The organism is Pseudomonas sp. NPDC047961 (assembly GCF_050272435.1).
Lineage (GTDB): Bacteria > Pseudomonadota > Gammaproteobacteria > Pseudomonadales > Pseudomonadaceae > Stutzerimonas.
On sequence record NZ_JBNNMD010000002.1, the window covers coordinates 768,671 to 785,753 of the forward strand.

The window sequence follows — 17,083 nt, forward strand, 5'->3', positions numbered from 1 at the left end:
CCGCCTTTTTTCGCGACCCCGTGCAAGGAGCCAGACACATGCCCGCAGCGCCCAAACCCCTGGTATTGATCATTCTCGACGGCTTCGGACACAGCGACAATCCTGAATTCAATGCCATCCACGCCGCCAACAAGCCAGTCTATGACCGCCTGCTCGCCAGCCAACCGCACGGACTGATCTCTGGCAGCGGCATGGATGTGGGTCTGCCGGACGGGCAGATGGGCAATTCCGAAGTGGGCCACATGAACCTGGGCGCGGGCCGCGTGGTGTACCAAGACTTCACGAAGGTCACCAAATCCATCCGCGACGGCGAGTTCTTCGAGAACCCCACCATCTGCACCGCAGTCGATAAGGCAGTGGGTGCAGGCAAGGCCGTGCATATCCTCGGCTTGCTTTCCGACGGAGGCGTTCACAGCCACCAGGATCATCTGGTTGCGATGGCTGAGCTGGCTGCCAAGCGCGGCGCCGAAAAAATCTACCTGCACGCCTTTCTTGATGGCCGCGACACGCCGCCGAAGAGCGCACAGCACTCCATCGAATTGATGCAAGCGACCTTCACCCGCCTGGGCAAGGGCCGCGTTGCGAGCCTGATCGGTCGTTACTTCGCCATGGATCGTGACAACCGCTGGGACCGGGTCGAGCAGGCGTACAGCCTGATTGTTGACGGCAAAGCCGACTACCAATCCGATTATGCTGTTGACGGTTTGATTGCCGCCTATGAGCGCGGCGAGAGCGACGAGTTCGTCAAGGCTACCACCATTGGCGAGCCGGTCCGTGTCGAGGATGGCGATGCCGTGGTGTTCATGAACTTCCGCGCCGACCGTGCACGTGAACTGACGCGCTGCTTCGTCGAGCCTGGCTTCAGCGAATTCCAGCGCGCCCGGGTACCGCAACTGGCTGGCTTCGTCATGCTGACGCAATATGCAGCAAGCATCCCGGCGCCCAGCGCGTTTGCCCCGGAAGGCCTGACCAACGTGCTCGGCGAATATCTCGCCAACAACGGCAAGACCCAACTGCGCATTGCTGAGACCGAAAAGTACGCCCACGTCACCTTCTTCTTCTCCGGCGGTCGCGAGGACCCCTTTACGGGCGAAGAGCGCATCTTGATTCCGTCGCCGCAGGTTGCCACTTACGACATGCAGCCTGAAATGAGCGCGCCCGAAGTGACTGATCGCATCGTCGAGGCCATCGAGAACCAGCGTTACGACGTCATCATCGTCAACTACGCCAACGGCGACATGGTCGGCCACACCGGCGTGTTCGAGGCCGCGGTCAAGGCCGTGGAATGCCTGGACAAGTGTGTCGGACGGATCGTTGAAGCGTTGGAAAAGGTCGGAGGCGAAGCGTTGATCACTGCCGATCACGGCAACGTCGAGCAGATGGAGGACGTCATGACTGGTCAGGCGCACACCGCCCATACTTGCGAGCCGGTTCCCTTCATCTATGTTGGCAAGCGTAACCTGACCATCCGCGAAGGCGGCGTGCTCGCCGATGTCGCACCGACCATGCTGACGCTGCTGGGCATGCCGGTACCGACAGAAATGACCGGCCGCTCAATTGTCGAGCTGAGCTGATAGCTGGAAGCTGGAAGCTGGAAGCTGGAAGCTGGAAGCTGGAAGCTGGAAGCTGGAAGCTGGAAGCTGGAAGCCAGGCTGTTACCTCCAGCTCTGGGGTTCAAGCTTCCAGCTTGGTTTTTAGGCATACTACGGTAGTCGTTGAACTCACGGTTACGCCCTCTCATGCCCCGTATTCTTCTTGTATTAGCGCTTTTTTGCCTGCTTGGCCCAGCCATGGCCGACGAGCGCGCCGATGCGCGCAAGCAGATCGAAGCGGCACGCCAGGACGTCGCGGAATTGCAGAAGCTGCTCAAGCAGATCGAACAGGAGAAATCCACGGTCCAGAAGCAACTGCAGACTACCGAAAGCGAGATGGGCCAGCTGGAGAAACAGGTCGACTCTTTGCAGCAGGAAATCGATCGCAGCGAAGCCGAGCTGGAACGCCTCAACGACGAGAAAGCCACGCTTGAAGATGCGCGCCTCGAACAACAACGCCTGATTGGCATTCAGGCACGCGCGGCTTATCAAAGCGGCCGCCAGGAATACCTGAAGCTGCTGCTCAACCAGCAGAATCCAGAAAAATTCAGCCGTACCCTGACCTACTATGACTATCTCAGCAAAGCCCGCTTCGAGCAGCTCGAAAGCTTTAACGAGACGCTACGCCAACTGGCCGGCGTAGAAGACGGCATTCAGAAGCAGCAGGCAACACTAGCCGAACAGCAGGACGGCCTCAAACAACGCCGCGAGCAACTGGCCGAAGTCCGCAAGGAGCGTCAGGTAACGCTGGCAAAACTAGATAAAGACTTGTCCAGCCGCGACCAGAAGCTCAAAGCACGCAAGCAGGAGCAGGCGCAGCTGGAGCGGGTGCTCAAGACCATCGAAGAAACCCTTGCTCGCCAGGCGCGTGAAGCCGAGCAGGCGCGTCAACGCGCGTTGGCCGATGCCCGCGAAGAGCAGGCACGCCAGCAACAGGCCGGCCGCACTCCATCAGCACCGGCCGGCCCAATAGTCTCAAGCGCTGGCGGGAATATTGGCGGTCCTTTCGCCAAGGCCAAGGGCAAGTTGCCCTGGCCGGTAGACGGAAGATTGGTCGCACGCTATGGCACTCCCCGCGGTGGCGACGCTCGAACCAAGTGGGACGGCGTGCTGATCGGCGCCGACGTTGGTACCCAGGTCCGAGCCGTTCACGGGGGCCGGGTGGTATTCGCTGATTGGTTGCGTGGCGCCGGCCTGTTGGTGATCCTCGATCACGGCAACGGCTACCTGAGCCTTTATGGGCACAACCAGAGCCTGCTGCGTGATGCAGGAGACATCGTCAAGGCGGGCGATCCGATCGCCACCGTAGGAACCAGTGGCGGGCAAGAAGCTGCCGCACTTTATTTCGCCATTCGCCAACAGGGTCGCCCGAGCGATCCGGCACAATGGTGTCGTGCGCAGGGATAAGCCGAGCCGGCTGTTAGCGCGCCCCTCACAACTGGAGTCAAACATGCTGCACCTGTGCCGTTTCGCCCAACCCTCCACCCTGGCCCTGACCGTCATGCTAGGGGTGTACGGTAGCGCCTGGGCGCAGCAATCGCCCGCAGAGATCGCGCCAGAACCGCTGCAGCTGAACGCCGCGACCCAAAAAGCGCCGCTTCCGCTGGAGGAGCTGAGGACCTTTGCCGAAGTGCTGGACCGGATCAAGGCCGCATACGTGGAGCCGGTCGACGACAAGACACTTCTGGAAAATGCCATCAAGGGCATGCTCAGCAACCTCGACCCGCATTCCGCCTACCTCGAACCTGATGCCTTTGCCGAACTGCAGGAGAGCACCAGCGGTGAGTTCGGCGGCCTGGGGATCGAAGTCGGGATCGAAGACGGGTTCATCAAGGTAGTATCGCCAATCGACGACACCCCAGCGTCCAAGGCCGGCATTGAGGCTGGCGATCTGATCGTCAAGATCGACGGCAAGCCGACCAAGGGCATGTCCATGATGGATGCGGTTGGCATGATGCGCGGCAAACCAGGCAGCGATATATCGCTGTCACTGGTGCGTGAGGGGGGCAAGCCGTTCACCGTCAAGCTCAATCGCGCGGTGATCAAGGTCAACAGCGTCAAGAGTCAGCTGCTTGAGCCCGGCTATGGCTACCTGCGCGTAACGCAGTTTCAGATCAATACCGGTGAGGAAGTCGGTAAGGCCTTGGCGAGCTTGCGCAAGGAAAATGGCAAGAAGCTCAACGGGCTGGTGCTCGACCTGCGCAACAACCCCGGCGGGGTGCTCCAGGCTGCGGTGGAAGTGTCCGACCATTTCCTGACTGATGGCTTGATCGTTTACACCAAAGGCCGCATCGCCAACTCCGAGCTGCGCTTCAACGCAGACGCGGCCGATGCCAGCGAAGGCGTTTCGCTGGTCGTGCTGATCAATGGTGGTAGCGCCTCGGCGTCGGAAATCGTGGCCGGGGCCTTGCAGGATCAGAAGCGTGGTGTAGTCATGGGGACCGACAGCTTCGGAAAAGGCTCGGTGCAGACGGTACTTCCACTGAACAACGACCGTGCACTCAAGCTCACCACCGCGCTCTATTACACACCCAACGGACGCTCAATTCAGGCACAGGGAATCGAGCCGGATATCCGGGTCACCCGTGCCAAACTGACGCGGGAACAAGCTGCGGAAGGCATCCGCGAGGCCGACCTGGCCGGGCACCTCGGCAATGGCAACGGCGGCGCGGAACGTCCTACTACGGCACCGGTCATCAGCGACTCTCCGCGCCCTCAGGACGAAGACTACCAACTCGGCCAGGCACTGAATCTGCTCAAGGGGTTGAACCTCACCCGCGGCCAGTAGCGGATGCCTTGGGTTCTAGCTCTGTTAGTAGGGGTTTTGGTCCCGCTCTCGGCAATTGGCGGGGCTACGACTGGCGACAGTAAAACAGCCGCAGCAAATCACCTGGCAACCGTCTCGCGAATGCCGAAGCTGGTGCTGGTAATCGATGACCTTGGGCAGAACGCGGCACGGGATGCACGCGTTCTGGCCCTGCCCGGCCCAGTGGCCATGGCGATTCTGCCGGATACCCAGAACGCCACGGACTTGGCCGAGCGGGCCAAAGCGGCAGGCAAGACCGTCATGTTGCATCTGCCCATGGCCCCCGCTGGCGGGCCTTACGCCTGGCAACCGCAGCTGCCTTCAGCCGAGCTTGACCGTCGACTGACCAGCGCCCTGGCAAAAGTGCCCCATGCCAGCGGCGTGAACAATCACATGGGCAGCCAGATGACCGACCGGCAGCAGCCCATGGCGTCACTCATGCGGCAGCTGCAACAGCGCCACCTGTTCTTTCTCGACAGCCGTACCAATGCGGCAACCGTTGCAGCAGCGACCGCGCAACGCATCGGCTTGGCGAGCCTGTCGCGTGACATCTTTCTCGATGACGACCCCAGCCCCGAGGCCGTTGCCATGCAGTTTCGGGCGGCCGTACAACTGGCCCGCAAGCAAGGTTCAGTTGTGGTAATCGGTCATCCACACCCTGCCACACTTGACCTGTTGGAGCGCGAGCTGCCGAAGCTGGCAGCGCAGGGTATCGATTGGGTGGACATCGGTCAGATGATCGCCACCCGGGGCAACCGCGCCATGGTCGCCCATGGCGCGAACGGCCTGTATCGATAAGTCATCAGAGATAACGGCGCATGATCGCGTCGATAGCGCCGTCGCTCTTCATCTCGTTCAGCGCTTTCTGCAACCGAGTAACGACTTCATCCGGCGTCTGCTTGTTCAGCGCAAGGAACAGCTGCGCGTCGTTAAAGCGCAAAACCGTGGTCAGTCCGCTTACGCCTTCTTGTTTGGCCAGATACGGCCCGACTGGGTCGGTTGTCGCCCATAGGTCTATCTGCCCCTTGAGCAGCTTGCTGATGTTTTCCTGGTCGCGCAGTGAATTGATCGGCTCGAAACCCTTGCTTTCCAGATGCTGGCTAACCGCGTCGTTCTTGTAGGCACCGATTCGGTACTGCTGCGCCTGGTCGAGCGAACTCAGCCGCATCGGGCTACCGGCCGGGGCCAGCAGTACCCAGCCGGTACTGGCCAGCGGGCCGACCCATTTGAATAGTGGTTCACGCTCGGGTGTGTAGGTGGTGGAGAACAGCCCCTGGTCCGGGTGTTCCAGCGCCTGGTTGTAGATGCGCTCCCAAGGGAAACGCAGCGTCAGGCTGTAGGCGATCCCGGCACGCTTGAACATCTCGCGCACGATCTCGGCGTTAATCCCACTAATGTTGCGGTCTGCCGCGTAGTTCTTGCCGTCAGCCGCCATGTTGAAAGGCGGAAAATTTTCGGTCAGCAGCACCATTTTGTAGTCATCGGGCAGTTCTGCCCTGGCCGATGCAGCCATCAACAGCAACAGCCCGGCCACTAGAATTCGTCTCATCGCTCCCTCCCCGTATGCAAACATCCCAGGCGACACAGCGCTGACACCTGCCAAGCAGCGTCCATGCGTGTGTCGCACCTTTATGATGTGTAGCAACTTGTGAACCAGGCGCCGTGTAGCTATCCCAGCAATGTGACGAGCCGCACAAACGAACGAGCCAATTTGCTATCAGCGACGGCTACGCCGCTAAACGAAGGGCTCAGTGGAAGGACAGCCCTGCCCGCTAGCTGAGGAGGATCAGGGAAGCGCTCCGATAAAGGGCATCGCAGCGCCACTACGCTGCGAGCGGGGACGTCGGCGTGAGGTCGGCGGGCAAACTATCTATAAATAGCGGCTGCTGATGGTGTCTAACGTGCCGTCAGCGCGCATCTGCTCCAGCGCAGCCTGCAGCTTGGCTACAGTTGCATCGGGAATACCGAGGTTAAGCGCCAGGTAAAGCTCTGCGCTGTCGAATTTGAGCACCCGCTTAAGGCCGGTCACGCCTTGCTGCTTGGCCAAATAGCGTCCAGCCGGGTCGCCCGTTGCCCAGAGATCAATCGCGCCGCTCTGCAGCTTATCCACGTTGGTTTGATCGCGCAGGACGAGCGACGGCTCCAGCCCCTGCGCCGCGAGGTGCTCGGCAATCGCATCGCCTTTGTATGCGCCGATGCGGTACTGACTGGCCTGTTGCAGGTCGTCTACCTTGATGGTGCTGTCGGCTCGTGCAAGCAGCACCCAATCGTCCGGGCCGATTGGTCCCACCCATTTGAACAGGTCCTCACGCTCCGGCAACCGGGCAGTGACGAATACACCATAGCCCGGCATGTCCAGGGCCATCTTATAGATGCGCTCCCAGGGGAAACGCAGTGTCAGCGTGTAATCGACGCCGGCGCGCTTGAACATTTCACGAACGATATCGGCGGCGATACCGGTGATATTTTCGTCACGCGCGAAGTTCTTGCCGTCTACCGCCATGTTATAGGGCGGAAAGTTCTCGGTGAGCAGGTTGATCGGTTCCGGTGCCGAATGCGCACCACCAGCAATCAGCGAGAGGCTGACGGCCAGCCCCAACAGCGTGGTCTTGAACATGGAGTGGTCTCCTTGATAATGCGGCAGCCGCATACCGCGGCTGTGTCCCTGGTCGATTCGAAGCGGATTCTCAAAGGCCTACGGCTTACCGGATCAGCGCATTACGATGCCGCAGCTGGCCATGTACGCCTTGGCTTCCGGCACGGTGTACTCGCCGAAATGGAAGATGCTTGCGGCTAGCACCGCATCGGCCTTGCCTTGCAGAACCCCATCCGCGAGATGCTGCAGATTGCCGACCCCACCGGAGGCGATCACCGGAATATGCACCGCTTCGCTGATGGCACGGGTGACGCCCAGGTCATAGCCACTCTTGACGCCGTCCTGATCCATGCTGGTCAGCAGGATTTCACCGGCGCCCAGCGCTTCCATCTTCTGCGCCCAGAGCACCGCGTCCAACCCGGTAGGCTTGCGTCCGCCATGGGTGAAGATTTCCCAACGTGGCGTTTCGCCCGGTTTAGAAACCCGCTTGGCGTCGATGGCGACGACGATGCACTGCGAACCGAAGCGATCGGCCGCCTCGCCGACGAACTCCGGGGTGAAGACCGCAGCGGTGTTGATCGACACCTTGTCGGCGCCAGCATTGAGCAAGTTACGGATGTCCTGCACGCTGCGCACGCCGCCGCCCACGGTCAGCGGAATGAACACCTGGCTGGCCATCCGCTCCACGGTGTGCAGTGTGGTGTCGCGGTTGTCGACGCTGGCCGTGATGTCGAGAAAGGTGATCTCGTCGGCGCCCTGCTCGTCGTAGCGGCGGGCGATTTCCACCGGATCACCGGCGTCACGGATGTTCTCGAACTGGACGCCCTTGACCACGCGGCCATTGTCCACGTCGAGGCAGGGAATGATGCGTTTGGCCAATGCCATGGGGCTATCTCCGGAAGCAGCTTCTTCAAGCCGCAGGCTTCAAGCTGCAAGTAGCGGTAGGGTGGATCACGTTTCACCGATCCACCACTGATCAGCGAATCACTCGTCCTTGTATTTCAGATCACATAACGCCTGGGCCTCGGCGACATCGAGCGTCCCTTCGTAGATCGCCCTCCCGGTGATGGCGCCGACGATGCCGCGGGTGTTGGTGTCGAGCAGCTTCTGGATGTCGCCGATGTTGTGGATGCCACCGGACGCGATCACCGGGATGCGGCTGGCGTTAGCCAACGCGACCGTGGCCTCGACGTTGCAGCCCTGCATCATGCCGTCCTTGGCGATGTCGGTGTAGACGATCGCCGAGACGCCATCGGCCTCGAAGCGGCGCGCCAGATCGACCGCCTGCACGCTGGAAACTTCTGCCCAGCCATCGGTGGCGACGAACCCATCCTTCGCATCCAGGCCGACAATCACCTTGCCCGGAAAGGCGCGGCAGGCTTCACCGACGAACTCTGGCTGCTTGACCGCTTTGGTACCGATGATCACGTAGCTGACGCCAGCGCGAACGTAGTGCTCGATGGTTTCCAGCGAGCGGATGCCACCGCCGATCTGGATCGGCAGGTTCGGGTAGCGCTTGGCGATAGCCGTGACCACCTCGCCATTGACCGGCTGGCCCTCGAAGGCGCCGTTGAGGTCGACCAGGTGCAGACGGCGGCAACCGGCCTCGACCCACTTGGCGGCCATGGCCACCGGGTCATCGGAGAACACCGTGGCGTCGTCCATCAGCCCTTGACGCAGACGCACGCAGGCGCCGTCTTTAAGATCGATCGCGGGAATAATCAGCATGGCTTGAACCTGTACAAATCGGGTGTCGGTTAAGGTCAGCTCTTCTCGAGCGCCCACAAGTCGCTCTCGATGCTCTCGAACCTTTCTTTCAGGTGCGTCTGCACGTCGAAAATCGCCTTGTTGTAATACAGCGGAGCAATGTCACGGGCGAAGAGATCGAGCACTTCCTGAGCCTCGAATGAGCCGAGCTCCAGTTCGAAGCGATCCTCCAGAAAGCGCTTGATGATCTGCTGTGCAGCCTGCTCCTGAGCGGTATCCAGCGTAAGGACCGGTACCTTGAGCTTCGCCCGGCTCATTACCAGCGGCCATCCCAGGCGGCGAAGTTCTGCAGCAACTGCAGGCCATGGGTGTGACTCTTTTCGGGATGGAACTGCACGGCGAAGCGCGAACCATCGGCCAGCGCCGCAGCGAAGTCCTTGCCGTAGTGGCCACGACCCACTACCTGCCGTGGGTTGCCGGCCTCGATGTAATAGCTGTGTACGAAGTAGAAGCGGCCATCGGCAGGAATGTTGTGCCAGAGTGGATGAGCAATCGCCTGCTCCATTTCGTTCCAGCCCATGTGCGGCACCTTGAGGCGCTCGCCGTCTTCCTCAAGATCCTTACCGAAGAAGCGAACCTGGCCGGGGAAAAGGCCGATGCAGTCGACGCCGCCGTTTTCCTCGCTGCGCTCCATCAGCGCCTGCATACCCACGCAGATACCGAGGAACGGACGATCGACACTGACTTCCCGAACCAGCTCGTCGAAGCCCAGGCGGCGGATCTCTGCCATGCAATCGCGAATTGCACCCACACCCGGAAAGACCACACGATCAGCCTCTCGAATCACCTGCGCATCGCTGGTAATCAGTACCCGCCCAGCACCGACGTGCTCGAGCGCCTTGGCGACCGAATGCAGGTTGCCCATGCCGTAATCGATGACTGCAACGGTCTGCATTACAGGCAACCCTTGGTCGACGGCATCTGCCCAGCCATGCGCTCATCCAGCGTCACTGCCATGCGCAGCGCGCGGCCGAAGGCCTTGAACACGGTTTCGATCTGATGATGGGTGTTGTGCCCGCGCAGGTTGTCGATGTGCAGAGTGACCAAGGCGTGGTTGACGAAGCCCTGGAAGAACTCCTGGAACAGATCGACATCGAAGCCGCCGACGGTGGCGCGGGTGTAGGGAACATGCATCTGCAGCCCTGGGCGCCCTGAAAAGTCGATGACGACCCGCGACAGCGCCTCATCGAGCGGCACATAGGAATGCCCGTAACGGGTCATGCCTTTCTTGTCGCCGATGGCCTTGGCGAAGGCCTGGCCGAGGGTGATGCCAACGTCCTCGACGGTGTGGTGGTCATCGATGTGCAGGTCGCCGTTGCACTCGATATCCAGGTCGATCAGCCCGTGACGGGCGATCTGGTCGAGCATGTGCTCCAGGAAGGGCACGCCGATGGCGAAGCGCGCCTTGCCGGTGCCATCCAGATTGATGGTGACCTTGACCTGGGTTTCCAGGGTGTTGCGCTCTACGTAAGCCGTACGTTCGGACATCAACAGCTCCGCTGATCGTGGGGCGAAAAATGAGCCGCATTATAGGCCCAAACCCACCCTCGTCGATACGCGCCCAGTGGCTCGGCTGCTACAGCCAGTCGCCGGCAGCTGTCGTGCGCCGGTAAGCCGGCACGGTTATGCTGCGGACATCCAAATCAGCACCGCAGGTCACCATGCCCGTATCAGTTGAAGCCGTAACCGAGCCCAGCCAGCAAGACCGCACCGATCTGGTGAAAATTTTTGCCGATGCACCGAGCTGGCTACTGGCGCCCCACGCAGACGCCGCAGCATTGATCGAGGCGGGACTGGCCGATCGCAGCCTTATCGCAGGTCGCTTTAACGACCGCCTGCTCGGCGCCGCCCTGCTGCAGCGCGACGGGTCCCACTGGTGCCTCTCGCATCTGTGCGTGCGCGCGATTACACGCCGTCGCGGCGTGGGCAGGCGGATCCTCGAAGAGAGCCAGCGCCTAGCTCGGGAAGCCGGAAAGGAGTTGCATCTGGCGGCACCGGCAGATCACCTAGAAGCTCAAGCATTGGCCGCACGGGCACATTTGCCGCTGGACTCCATCTAGCGATCGATCAGCGTTTCGTCGCGAAGCCGCAACCGACACGGTGCGTGCCAGTGCCACCGGCGCGCATAGGAACCCAGGCGCCGCTAGCCACTCCAACGCCAGCCACGGCAAACAGCCATGGCGCCCGGCGTTATACTCGCTGCTTTTGAAATACCAAACACAAAGGACCTGTCCATGAAATCGCTCGGCAAGATCCTGGGCCTGGTAATCCTCGGGTTGCTGCTCCTTATCGTCGCACTGGGCTTTGCCCTCACGCATTTGTTCGACCCCAACGACTATAAAGACGAGATCCGTGCACTTGCTCGCGAAAAGGCCGGGCTCGAACTGGACATCTCCGGCGACATCGGCTGGAGCCTGTTCCCCTGGCTCGGCCTGGAATTGCACGACACCACCCTGGCCAGCGTGCAAACACCCGAACAACCCTTTGCCGACCTGCGCATGCTGGGTCTTTCGGTCCGGGTGCTGCCGTTGCTGAGCCGCGAAGTGCAGATGAGCGACATCACGCTCAACGGACTCAATCTGACGCTCAACCGCGACGAGAAGGGCCGCGGCAATTGGGAAGGTGTGGGCCGTCCGACCACTAGCGAAACGCCACCCGACAATGCAGCAGCGCAACCGGCAGAGCCCTCCACCGACGAACAGCCGTCCGACAACACCAGACGGCCACTGCAATTGGACATCGACAGCCTGACCATCAGCGATGCAAGGGTGACCTACCATGATGCGCAAAGCGGGCAGCAATTCAGCGCCGAAGGCATCGAGCTAATCACGGGGGCCATACGCGAAGCCACTTCGATACCAATCAAACTCAACGCCTTTTTCGGCAGCAACAAGCCGGTGATGCGCGCTCGCACCGAATTACAGGGCGCGTTGCGTTTCGATACCAAATTGCAGCGCTATCAGCTGGAGGACCTGCGCTTGAGCGGTGAGGCCTCCGGCGAGCCGTTACAGGGCAAGACTCTCTCCTTTAGCGCACAAGGCCAGCTGCTGGCCGACCTGGCGGCCGACATCGCCGAGTGGACCAGCCTTAAGTTCACCGCCAACCAGCTACGCGGTCTTGGCGAGCTGAAAGCCCGCGACCTGCAGAACCAACCGAAGATCAGCGGGGCACTGTCAATTGCGGAATTCAACCTGCGCGAATTCCTCGAGAGCATCGGCCAACAGCTCCCGGCCATGGCCGACAACACCGCGCTGGGCAAAGCCGAGCTGGTCACCCGTCTTGCCGGCACCCCGACTAGCCTGACCTTCGAAGAGCTCAATCTGAAGTTGGACGGCAGCACCTTCACCGGCCAGATCGCAGTCAGCGATTTCGCCAAGCAATCGTTGCGAGTTGACCTCAGTGGCGACCAGTTCAATCTCGATCGCTACCTCCCCCCACCAGGAAAGGATGATGCGGCTGCCGCCGCGCGCCAGAGCGAGGTCAAGGCCACCGAAGCGGCTGTGATAGGCAGCGGCACTACTCCGCTGCCTGACAAACCAACCCAGCAAGCCTGGAGCAGCGCGACCGTCCTGCCGGTCGGCTCACTGCGCAGCCTGGATACGCGCTTCAATTTGAACATCGACAACCTCACTGCAATGAAGCTGCCGCTCGATAACTTTGCCCTCAAGGCACGCACTGCGGGCGGGCTGCTGACGCTAGAGCAGTTGCGCGGAGGGCTCTACAACGGCCGACTGGAAGCCTCGGCAAGCCTCGACGTTCGACCACAGATACCGTTGCTCACTGCCCAGACCCGCATGGCGCACGTCCCGATCGAAGGCCTGCTGCAAAGCCAGGGCGAACAGGTGGTGATCAAGGGCTTGCTTAACCTGGACAGCGATCTACGCACTCAGGGCAACAGCCAGCAAGCCTGGATCGACAACCTCAACGGCAAGATCGGCTTCATCATCGACAACGGCGTCCTCGTCGACGCCAACCTCGAGCAGCAGCTCTGCCGCGCCATCGCCACCCTCAATCGCAAGCCGCTTAGCAGCGAGCCGCGCGGCAAGGACACGCCGTTCCGCGAATTGAAAGGCAACCTCACCCTACGCAATGGCGTCGCCAGCAACCCGGACCTGAAAGTCAGCATTCCCGGCCTCACGGTAAACGGCAACGGCGATGTGGACCTGCGCGTACTCGGCATGGACTACCGCGTCGGCATCGTCATCGAGGGCGACAAGGGCGAGATGCCAGACCCGGCCTGTGCGGTCAACGAGCGTTACGTCGGTATCGAATGGCCGCTGCGCTGCCGCGGGCCTTTGGAACTGGGCGCCAAGGCCTGTCGATTCGACAATGACCGCCTCGGCAAAATCGCCGCCCGACTAGCGGGTGACAAGCTCAACCAGACCATCGAAGAGAAGCTGGGCGACAAAGTCAGTCCTGAACTGAAGGACGCACTGAAAGGCCTGTTCAATCGATGACATCACAAGCACTGGGCGACGAGCAGTTCGGCGCTGCCGTTCTCGACTGGTACGACCGCCACGGGCGCAAGGATCTGCCCTGGCAGCAAGGCATCACGCCCTACCGCGTGTGGGTATCGGAGATCATGCTGCAGCAGACGCAGGTCAGCACCGTGCTTGGCTACTTCGATCGCTTCATGGATGCGCTGCCGACGGTCGAGGCACTGGCTAATGCCGACGAAGATGAAGTACTGCACCTGTGGACCGGGCTCGGTTACTACAGCCGCGCGCGCAACCTGCACAAGACCGCCAAGCTGATCGTCGGCAAGCACGGCGGTGAATTTCCTCGAGACGTGGAACAGTTGTCCGAACTGCCGGGCATTGGACGCTCCACTGCCGGAGCCATTGCCAGCCTGAGCATGGGCCTGCGGGCACCGATTCTGGACGGCAACGTCAAGCGCGTCCTGACACGTTATGTCGCCCAGCAGGGCTACCCCGGCGAACCGAAAGTCGCCAAGCAACTCTGGGAAGTGGCCGAACGGCTGACCCCGCAGAACCGGGTCAACCACTACACACAGGCGATGATGGATCTGGGCGCCACACTCTGCACGCGCAGCAAACCCAGCTGCCTGCTCTGCCCGCTGAAGGCAGGCTGCCGCGCTCATCTGCTGGGCCGGGAAACCGAATTCCCGGTGCCTAAACCTCGCAAAGCTTTGCCACAGAAGCGCACCCTAATGCCCTTGTTGGCCAATCCCGATGGCGCGATCCTGCTTTACCGTCGCCCATCGACGGGCCTCTGGGGCGGGCTCTGGAGCCTGCCGGAGCTGGACGACCTAGCAGCGCTCGACCCGCTCGCCCAACGCCACGCCCTACAACTTCAAGAACGTCGCGAGCTGCCGGGCCTGACCCACACCTTCAGCCACTTCCAACTAGCCATTGAGCCTTGGCTGATCAGGGTCAAGTCCGAGGCCCACGCCGTGGCCGAGCCAGACTGGCTCTGGTATAACCTCGCCACCCCGCCGCGACTGGGGCTTGCCGCCCCGGTAAAGACGCTGCTCAAGCGCGCCGCTGCCGAATTGAACGCAGGAGAGATGTCATGACCCGCACCGTGAACTGCCGCAAGTACAAAGAAGAACTCCCCGGCCTAGAGCGCCCTCCCTACCCTGGCACCAAGGGCGAAGACATCTATAACAACGTATCGAAAAAGGCCTGGGACGATTGGCAGAAGCATCAAACCATGCTGATCAACGAACGCCGGCTGAACATGATGAACGCCGAAGACCGCAAGTTCTTGCAAACCGAGATGGACAAATTCCTTTCGGGCGAAGAGTACGCACAGGCCGAAGGCTACGTCCCGCCAAGTGAGTGATGGCGGGGTTGGGTGACACGCTCAGCGACGTCCTACCCAACCCAGGCCAACCGTTTTAAACCACGAACGCCGGCATGCATCGCTAAATGCCCGTTCTTGCTAAATATTTCCAAAGCCGCGCTTGACAGACAAAAGCCAAATCCGTCTAATAGCGCCCCGTTGCCCAGGTAGCTCAGTCGGTAGAGCAGGGGATTGAAAATCCCCGTGTCGGCGGTTCGATTCCGTCCCTGGGCACCATTACATCTAAGCCCTTGATTCCTAACGGAGTCAGGGGTTTTTTGTATCTACGGCACTGCTAAGCCCGCCTACTTTGGTACACAAAGGCGGTACACATGGCAGCTTCCAGCCGTATGATTCCCGGATCGTCCCGAATCCGTGCGCGCTCCTTCATGGCCCAACCTTTCAAGCATTCCTCTGGCGTCTACTATCTTCGCCGTCGTGTTCCTGAAGAGCTGCGCGCCTCGCTGGGTCTTGAATACAAACGGTCTCTGAAAACCCGCGACCCTGGCGAGGCAAAGGCACGCTTTGCTGCCGAGTGGGGCAAGTCCGAAGAAGCATTCTCTTTGGCGCGCGCCCAGCTCTCGGGCATGTCTGCTCTTACCGCCCGCGATATCCAACAGTTAGCGGCGCGCTGGTTCAGAGCGGAGCTTGAACAGCTGGAGCGAACGGGCGACTTCAAACCGCTTTTGGTACAGGGCTCGCTCGTCAGCAACGAAGGGCCAGACGGGCATCAGGAATTCCAAGAGTGGATATCGCTGCGCGACGCGCCGACGCAGGGCATAGAGATTGACCCATTCGATACGGCCCGCCCTTACGTACTTCGTACATTAAACGCTGAAGCCATCGCACGGCCTGCGCCCGACAGCCAGGCACTCAAAGATCTAGCCCAAGCATTTTGGACCCATCTCCTACAGCTATCCGATCTGGCCAAGCTGAGGCATGACGGCGACTGGGTCACACGATTTAACGTGATGGAGCGCGAGCCGCTTTCGGTCAAGTCACCCGCTCCGACCCAAGGCAAGACACTGCTGGATGCGTTCAATGCTTACAAAGAATCGAAGCTGCTCGACGATGGCAACAGTCGAAGCACGATCAGAACACTGGACGAATTCGGAAGCACAATCCGTCGATTCGTTGAGCTGTTCGGAGACCTCTCACTTACCGCCGTGACGAGATCAACGATTCAGGAGTACCGGGCTTATCTTGCGAGATTTCCCACCAAAGCTAAAGGCGCAGCGAAGCTGTCCGCTCAGCAATTGATAGCTAGGGCTGAGGCTGAGCAGCTACCCACCCTCTCCGCTGCAACAGTAGGCAATAAGCTAAGGGCGCTGTCCGCCGTACTTGGATTCGCGGTGCGCATGGATTGGATCAAAGAGAACGCAGTGGAGGCGTCAGGCATTGCCAGGGCAGCGAAGCGAACTGCAAATAACAGCGCCAAGCGTCGTAAGGATTATTCGCAGGCGGAGCTGCACCAGATCTTCACGAGCCCGGCATTTGTCGATCCAAACTGGCGCCTGCCTCGACGTGATTTTGGACAGGCGTTCTATTGGCTCCCTCTGCTCATGTACTACACCGGAGCACGTCGCGAGGAACTGGCCCAGCTCGCCGCGAGAGACGTGATAACAGACGAGGCGGGCATACCCTACCTTTCCATCCTGGCGACGCTTGGAGACGACGACAGGGGCCGTACAGTGAAGAACTATGGCAGCCGTCGACGTGTGCCTCTACATGACCACCTGCTCACTCTCGGCTTTCTTGAATATGTGGCCGACCAACCGAAAGATGGGCAGCTCTTCCCACATCTGGCGCCCAATTCTGACGGCTATTACGGGGTGAATTGGGGCAAAGCCTGGGCACGCTATCTGCGAGAGATCGCAGGGCTCGATAGCCCAGCCAGCCCCTCCCATGGATTCCGGCACTCTTTCAAGACACTCAGCCGGCAGGTTGGCATGCCAGAGGATATACATGACGCGATTACTGGGCATAGCAACGGCGGGGTTGGGCGAGACTATGGCAGCATGCCGCTATCACGAATTGCAATAGAACTACGCAAGTACCCCACGGCTCCCGGCATAGAACCGGCATAGATATTCGATAAATAGCCTGGAGCTTATTAGTTTAGCCATCGTGAATGGCAAGCTTTTCCTCGGTCAAGCATATCTCTTACTGCCACCTATGATCATACAACCGCAGTAACCTTGCAAGCATTCTCGGCCATGATAGTGACTTGGTTTCTGACTAGAAGGATTCCAATAGCTTAGACCAAACCTTATCACATACCATCTCTGTAGTGTTTATAGACTTGCTATCTCCCCTATTACTACTATTACTACTATTACTACTATTACTACTATTACTACTATTACTACTATTACTACTATTACTACTATTACTACTATTACTACTATTACTACGAGTATCTAGTATCTAGTATCTAGTATCTAGTATCTAGTATCTAGTATCTAGTATCTAGTATCTAGTATCTAGTATCTAGTATCTAGTATCTAGTATCTAGTA

Annotated in this window: 16 protein-coding genes and 1 tRNA gene; 10 read left to right on the top strand and 7 right to left on the bottom strand. The window is 60.1% G+C overall.

The features are described from left to right. Positions 1-38: 38 nt before the first annotated feature. The 4 genes from gpmI to ACQKIK_RS09765 all read left to right on the top strand — a co-directional run bounded on the left by gpmI (position 39) and on the right by ACQKIK_RS09765 (position 5,196). Complete coding sequence (gpmI, locus tag ACQKIK_RS09750; RefSeq protein WP_499135744.1) at positions 39-1,574, top strand: 2,3-bisphosphoglycerate-independent phosphoglycerate mutase; 1,536 nt, start codon at positions 39-41, stop codon at positions 1,572-1,574. A gap of 165 nt (positions 1,575-1,739) precedes the next feature. Next, positions 1,740-2,999 (top strand): murein hydrolase activator EnvC family protein, encoded by a 1,260-nt coding sequence (locus ACQKIK_RS09755; RefSeq protein ID WP_499135745.1) that lies wholly within the window; start codon positions 1,740-1,742, stop codon positions 2,997-2,999. Positions 3,000-3,042: 43 nt separating this feature from the next. Beyond that, on the top strand, positions 3,043-4,380 hold the full coding sequence (locus ACQKIK_RS09760) for a S41 family peptidase (RefSeq protein WP_499135746.1): 1,338 nt from the start codon (positions 3,043-3,045) through the stop codon (positions 4,378-4,380). 120 nt (positions 4,381-4,500) lie between these two features. Continuing rightward, on the top strand, positions 4,501-5,196 hold the full coding sequence (locus ACQKIK_RS09765) for a divergent polysaccharide deacetylase family protein (protein ID WP_499135747.1): 696 nt from the start codon (positions 4,501-4,503) through the stop codon (positions 5,194-5,196). A 4-nt stretch (positions 5,197-5,200) separates the two neighbouring features. On the opposite strand, the gene ACQKIK_RS09770 is transcribed toward ACQKIK_RS09765, so the two are convergent. The 7 genes from ACQKIK_RS09770 to hisB form a co-directional block, all read right to left on the bottom strand. Then, complete coding sequence (locus ACQKIK_RS09770; RefSeq protein WP_046161519.1) at positions 5,201-5,947, bottom strand: substrate-binding periplasmic protein; 747 nt, start codon at positions 5,945-5,947, stop codon at positions 5,201-5,203. A 321-nt stretch (positions 5,948-6,268) separates the two neighbouring features. Further along, a complete protein-coding gene (locus tag ACQKIK_RS09775; RefSeq protein WP_499135750.1) occupies positions 6,269-7,015 on the bottom strand; it encodes a substrate-binding periplasmic protein in 747 nt (248 codons plus the stop codon). A gap of 93 nt (positions 7,016-7,108) precedes the next feature. Continuing rightward, positions 7,109-7,879, bottom strand: a complete 771-nt coding sequence (hisF, locus tag ACQKIK_RS09780; RefSeq protein ID WP_046161518.1) for an imidazole glycerol phosphate synthase subunit HisF — start codon at positions 7,877-7,879, stop codon at positions 7,109-7,111. A 99-nt stretch (positions 7,880-7,978) separates the two neighbouring features. Then, positions 7,979-8,722: a 1-(5-phosphoribosyl)-5-[(5-phosphoribosylamino)methylideneamino]imidazole-4-carboxamide isomerase gene (gene hisA, locus ACQKIK_RS09785; RefSeq protein ID WP_045431504.1), complete on the bottom strand. Its 744-nt coding sequence runs from the start codon at positions 8,720-8,722 to the stop codon at positions 7,979-7,981. 35 nt (positions 8,723-8,757) lie between these two features. After that, positions 8,758-9,018 (bottom strand): DUF2164 domain-containing protein, encoded by a 261-nt coding sequence (locus tag ACQKIK_RS09790; RefSeq protein WP_499135752.1) that lies wholly within the window; start codon positions 9,016-9,018, stop codon positions 8,758-8,760. After that, the gene (gene hisH / locus ACQKIK_RS09795) at positions 9,018-9,656 is read right to left on the bottom strand and encodes an imidazole glycerol phosphate synthase subunit HisH (protein WP_045423460.1); all 639 of its coding nucleotides are present in this window, start codon (positions 9,654-9,656) and stop codon (positions 9,018-9,020) included. Before hisH ends, ACQKIK_RS09790 begins: the two co-directional genes overlap by 1 nt. Beyond that, entirely contained in the window at positions 9,656-10,249 is a 594-nt protein-coding gene (gene hisB, locus ACQKIK_RS09800; protein WP_499135753.1) for an imidazoleglycerol-phosphate dehydratase HisB, read from the bottom strand. Before hisB ends, hisH begins: the two co-directional genes overlap by 1 nt. A gap of 173 nt (positions 10,250-10,422) precedes the next feature. On the opposite strand from hisB, the gene panM reads away from it, so the two are divergent. From panM to ACQKIK_RS09830, 6 genes are all read left to right on the top strand, one after another. After that, the gene (gene panM / locus ACQKIK_RS09805; RefSeq protein ID WP_045431502.1) at positions 10,423-10,821 is read left to right on the top strand and encodes an aspartate 1-decarboxylase autocleavage activator PanM; all 399 of its coding nucleotides are present in this window, start codon (positions 10,423-10,425) and stop codon (positions 10,819-10,821) included. Positions 10,822-10,995: 174 nt separating this feature from the next. Next, positions 10,996-13,218 (top strand): AsmA family protein, encoded by a 2,223-nt coding sequence (locus tag ACQKIK_RS09810; RefSeq protein WP_499135754.1) that lies wholly within the window; start codon positions 10,996-10,998, stop codon positions 13,216-13,218. Then, positions 13,215-14,297: an A/G-specific adenine glycosylase gene (mutY, locus tag ACQKIK_RS09815; RefSeq protein WP_499135755.1), complete on the top strand. Its 1,083-nt coding sequence runs from the start codon at positions 13,215-13,217 to the stop codon at positions 14,295-14,297. Before ACQKIK_RS09810 ends, mutY begins: the two co-directional genes overlap by 4 nt. Then, positions 14,294-14,566, top strand: coding sequence for an oxidative damage protection protein (locus tag ACQKIK_RS09820; RefSeq protein ID WP_046161514.1), 273 nt, complete (start codon positions 14,294-14,296; stop codon positions 14,564-14,566). The genes mutY and ACQKIK_RS09820 overlap by 4 nt, the downstream gene beginning before the upstream one ends. Positions 14,567-14,727: 161 nt before the next feature. Beyond that, positions 14,728-14,803 (top strand) — tRNA-Phe (locus tag ACQKIK_RS09825). Positions 14,804-14,955: 152 nt separating this feature from the next. After that, a complete protein-coding gene (locus ACQKIK_RS09830; protein ID WP_499135756.1) occupies positions 14,956-16,653 on the top strand; it encodes a DUF6538 domain-containing protein in 1,698 nt (565 codons plus the stop codon). Positions 16,654-17,083: the final 430 nt, after the last annotated feature.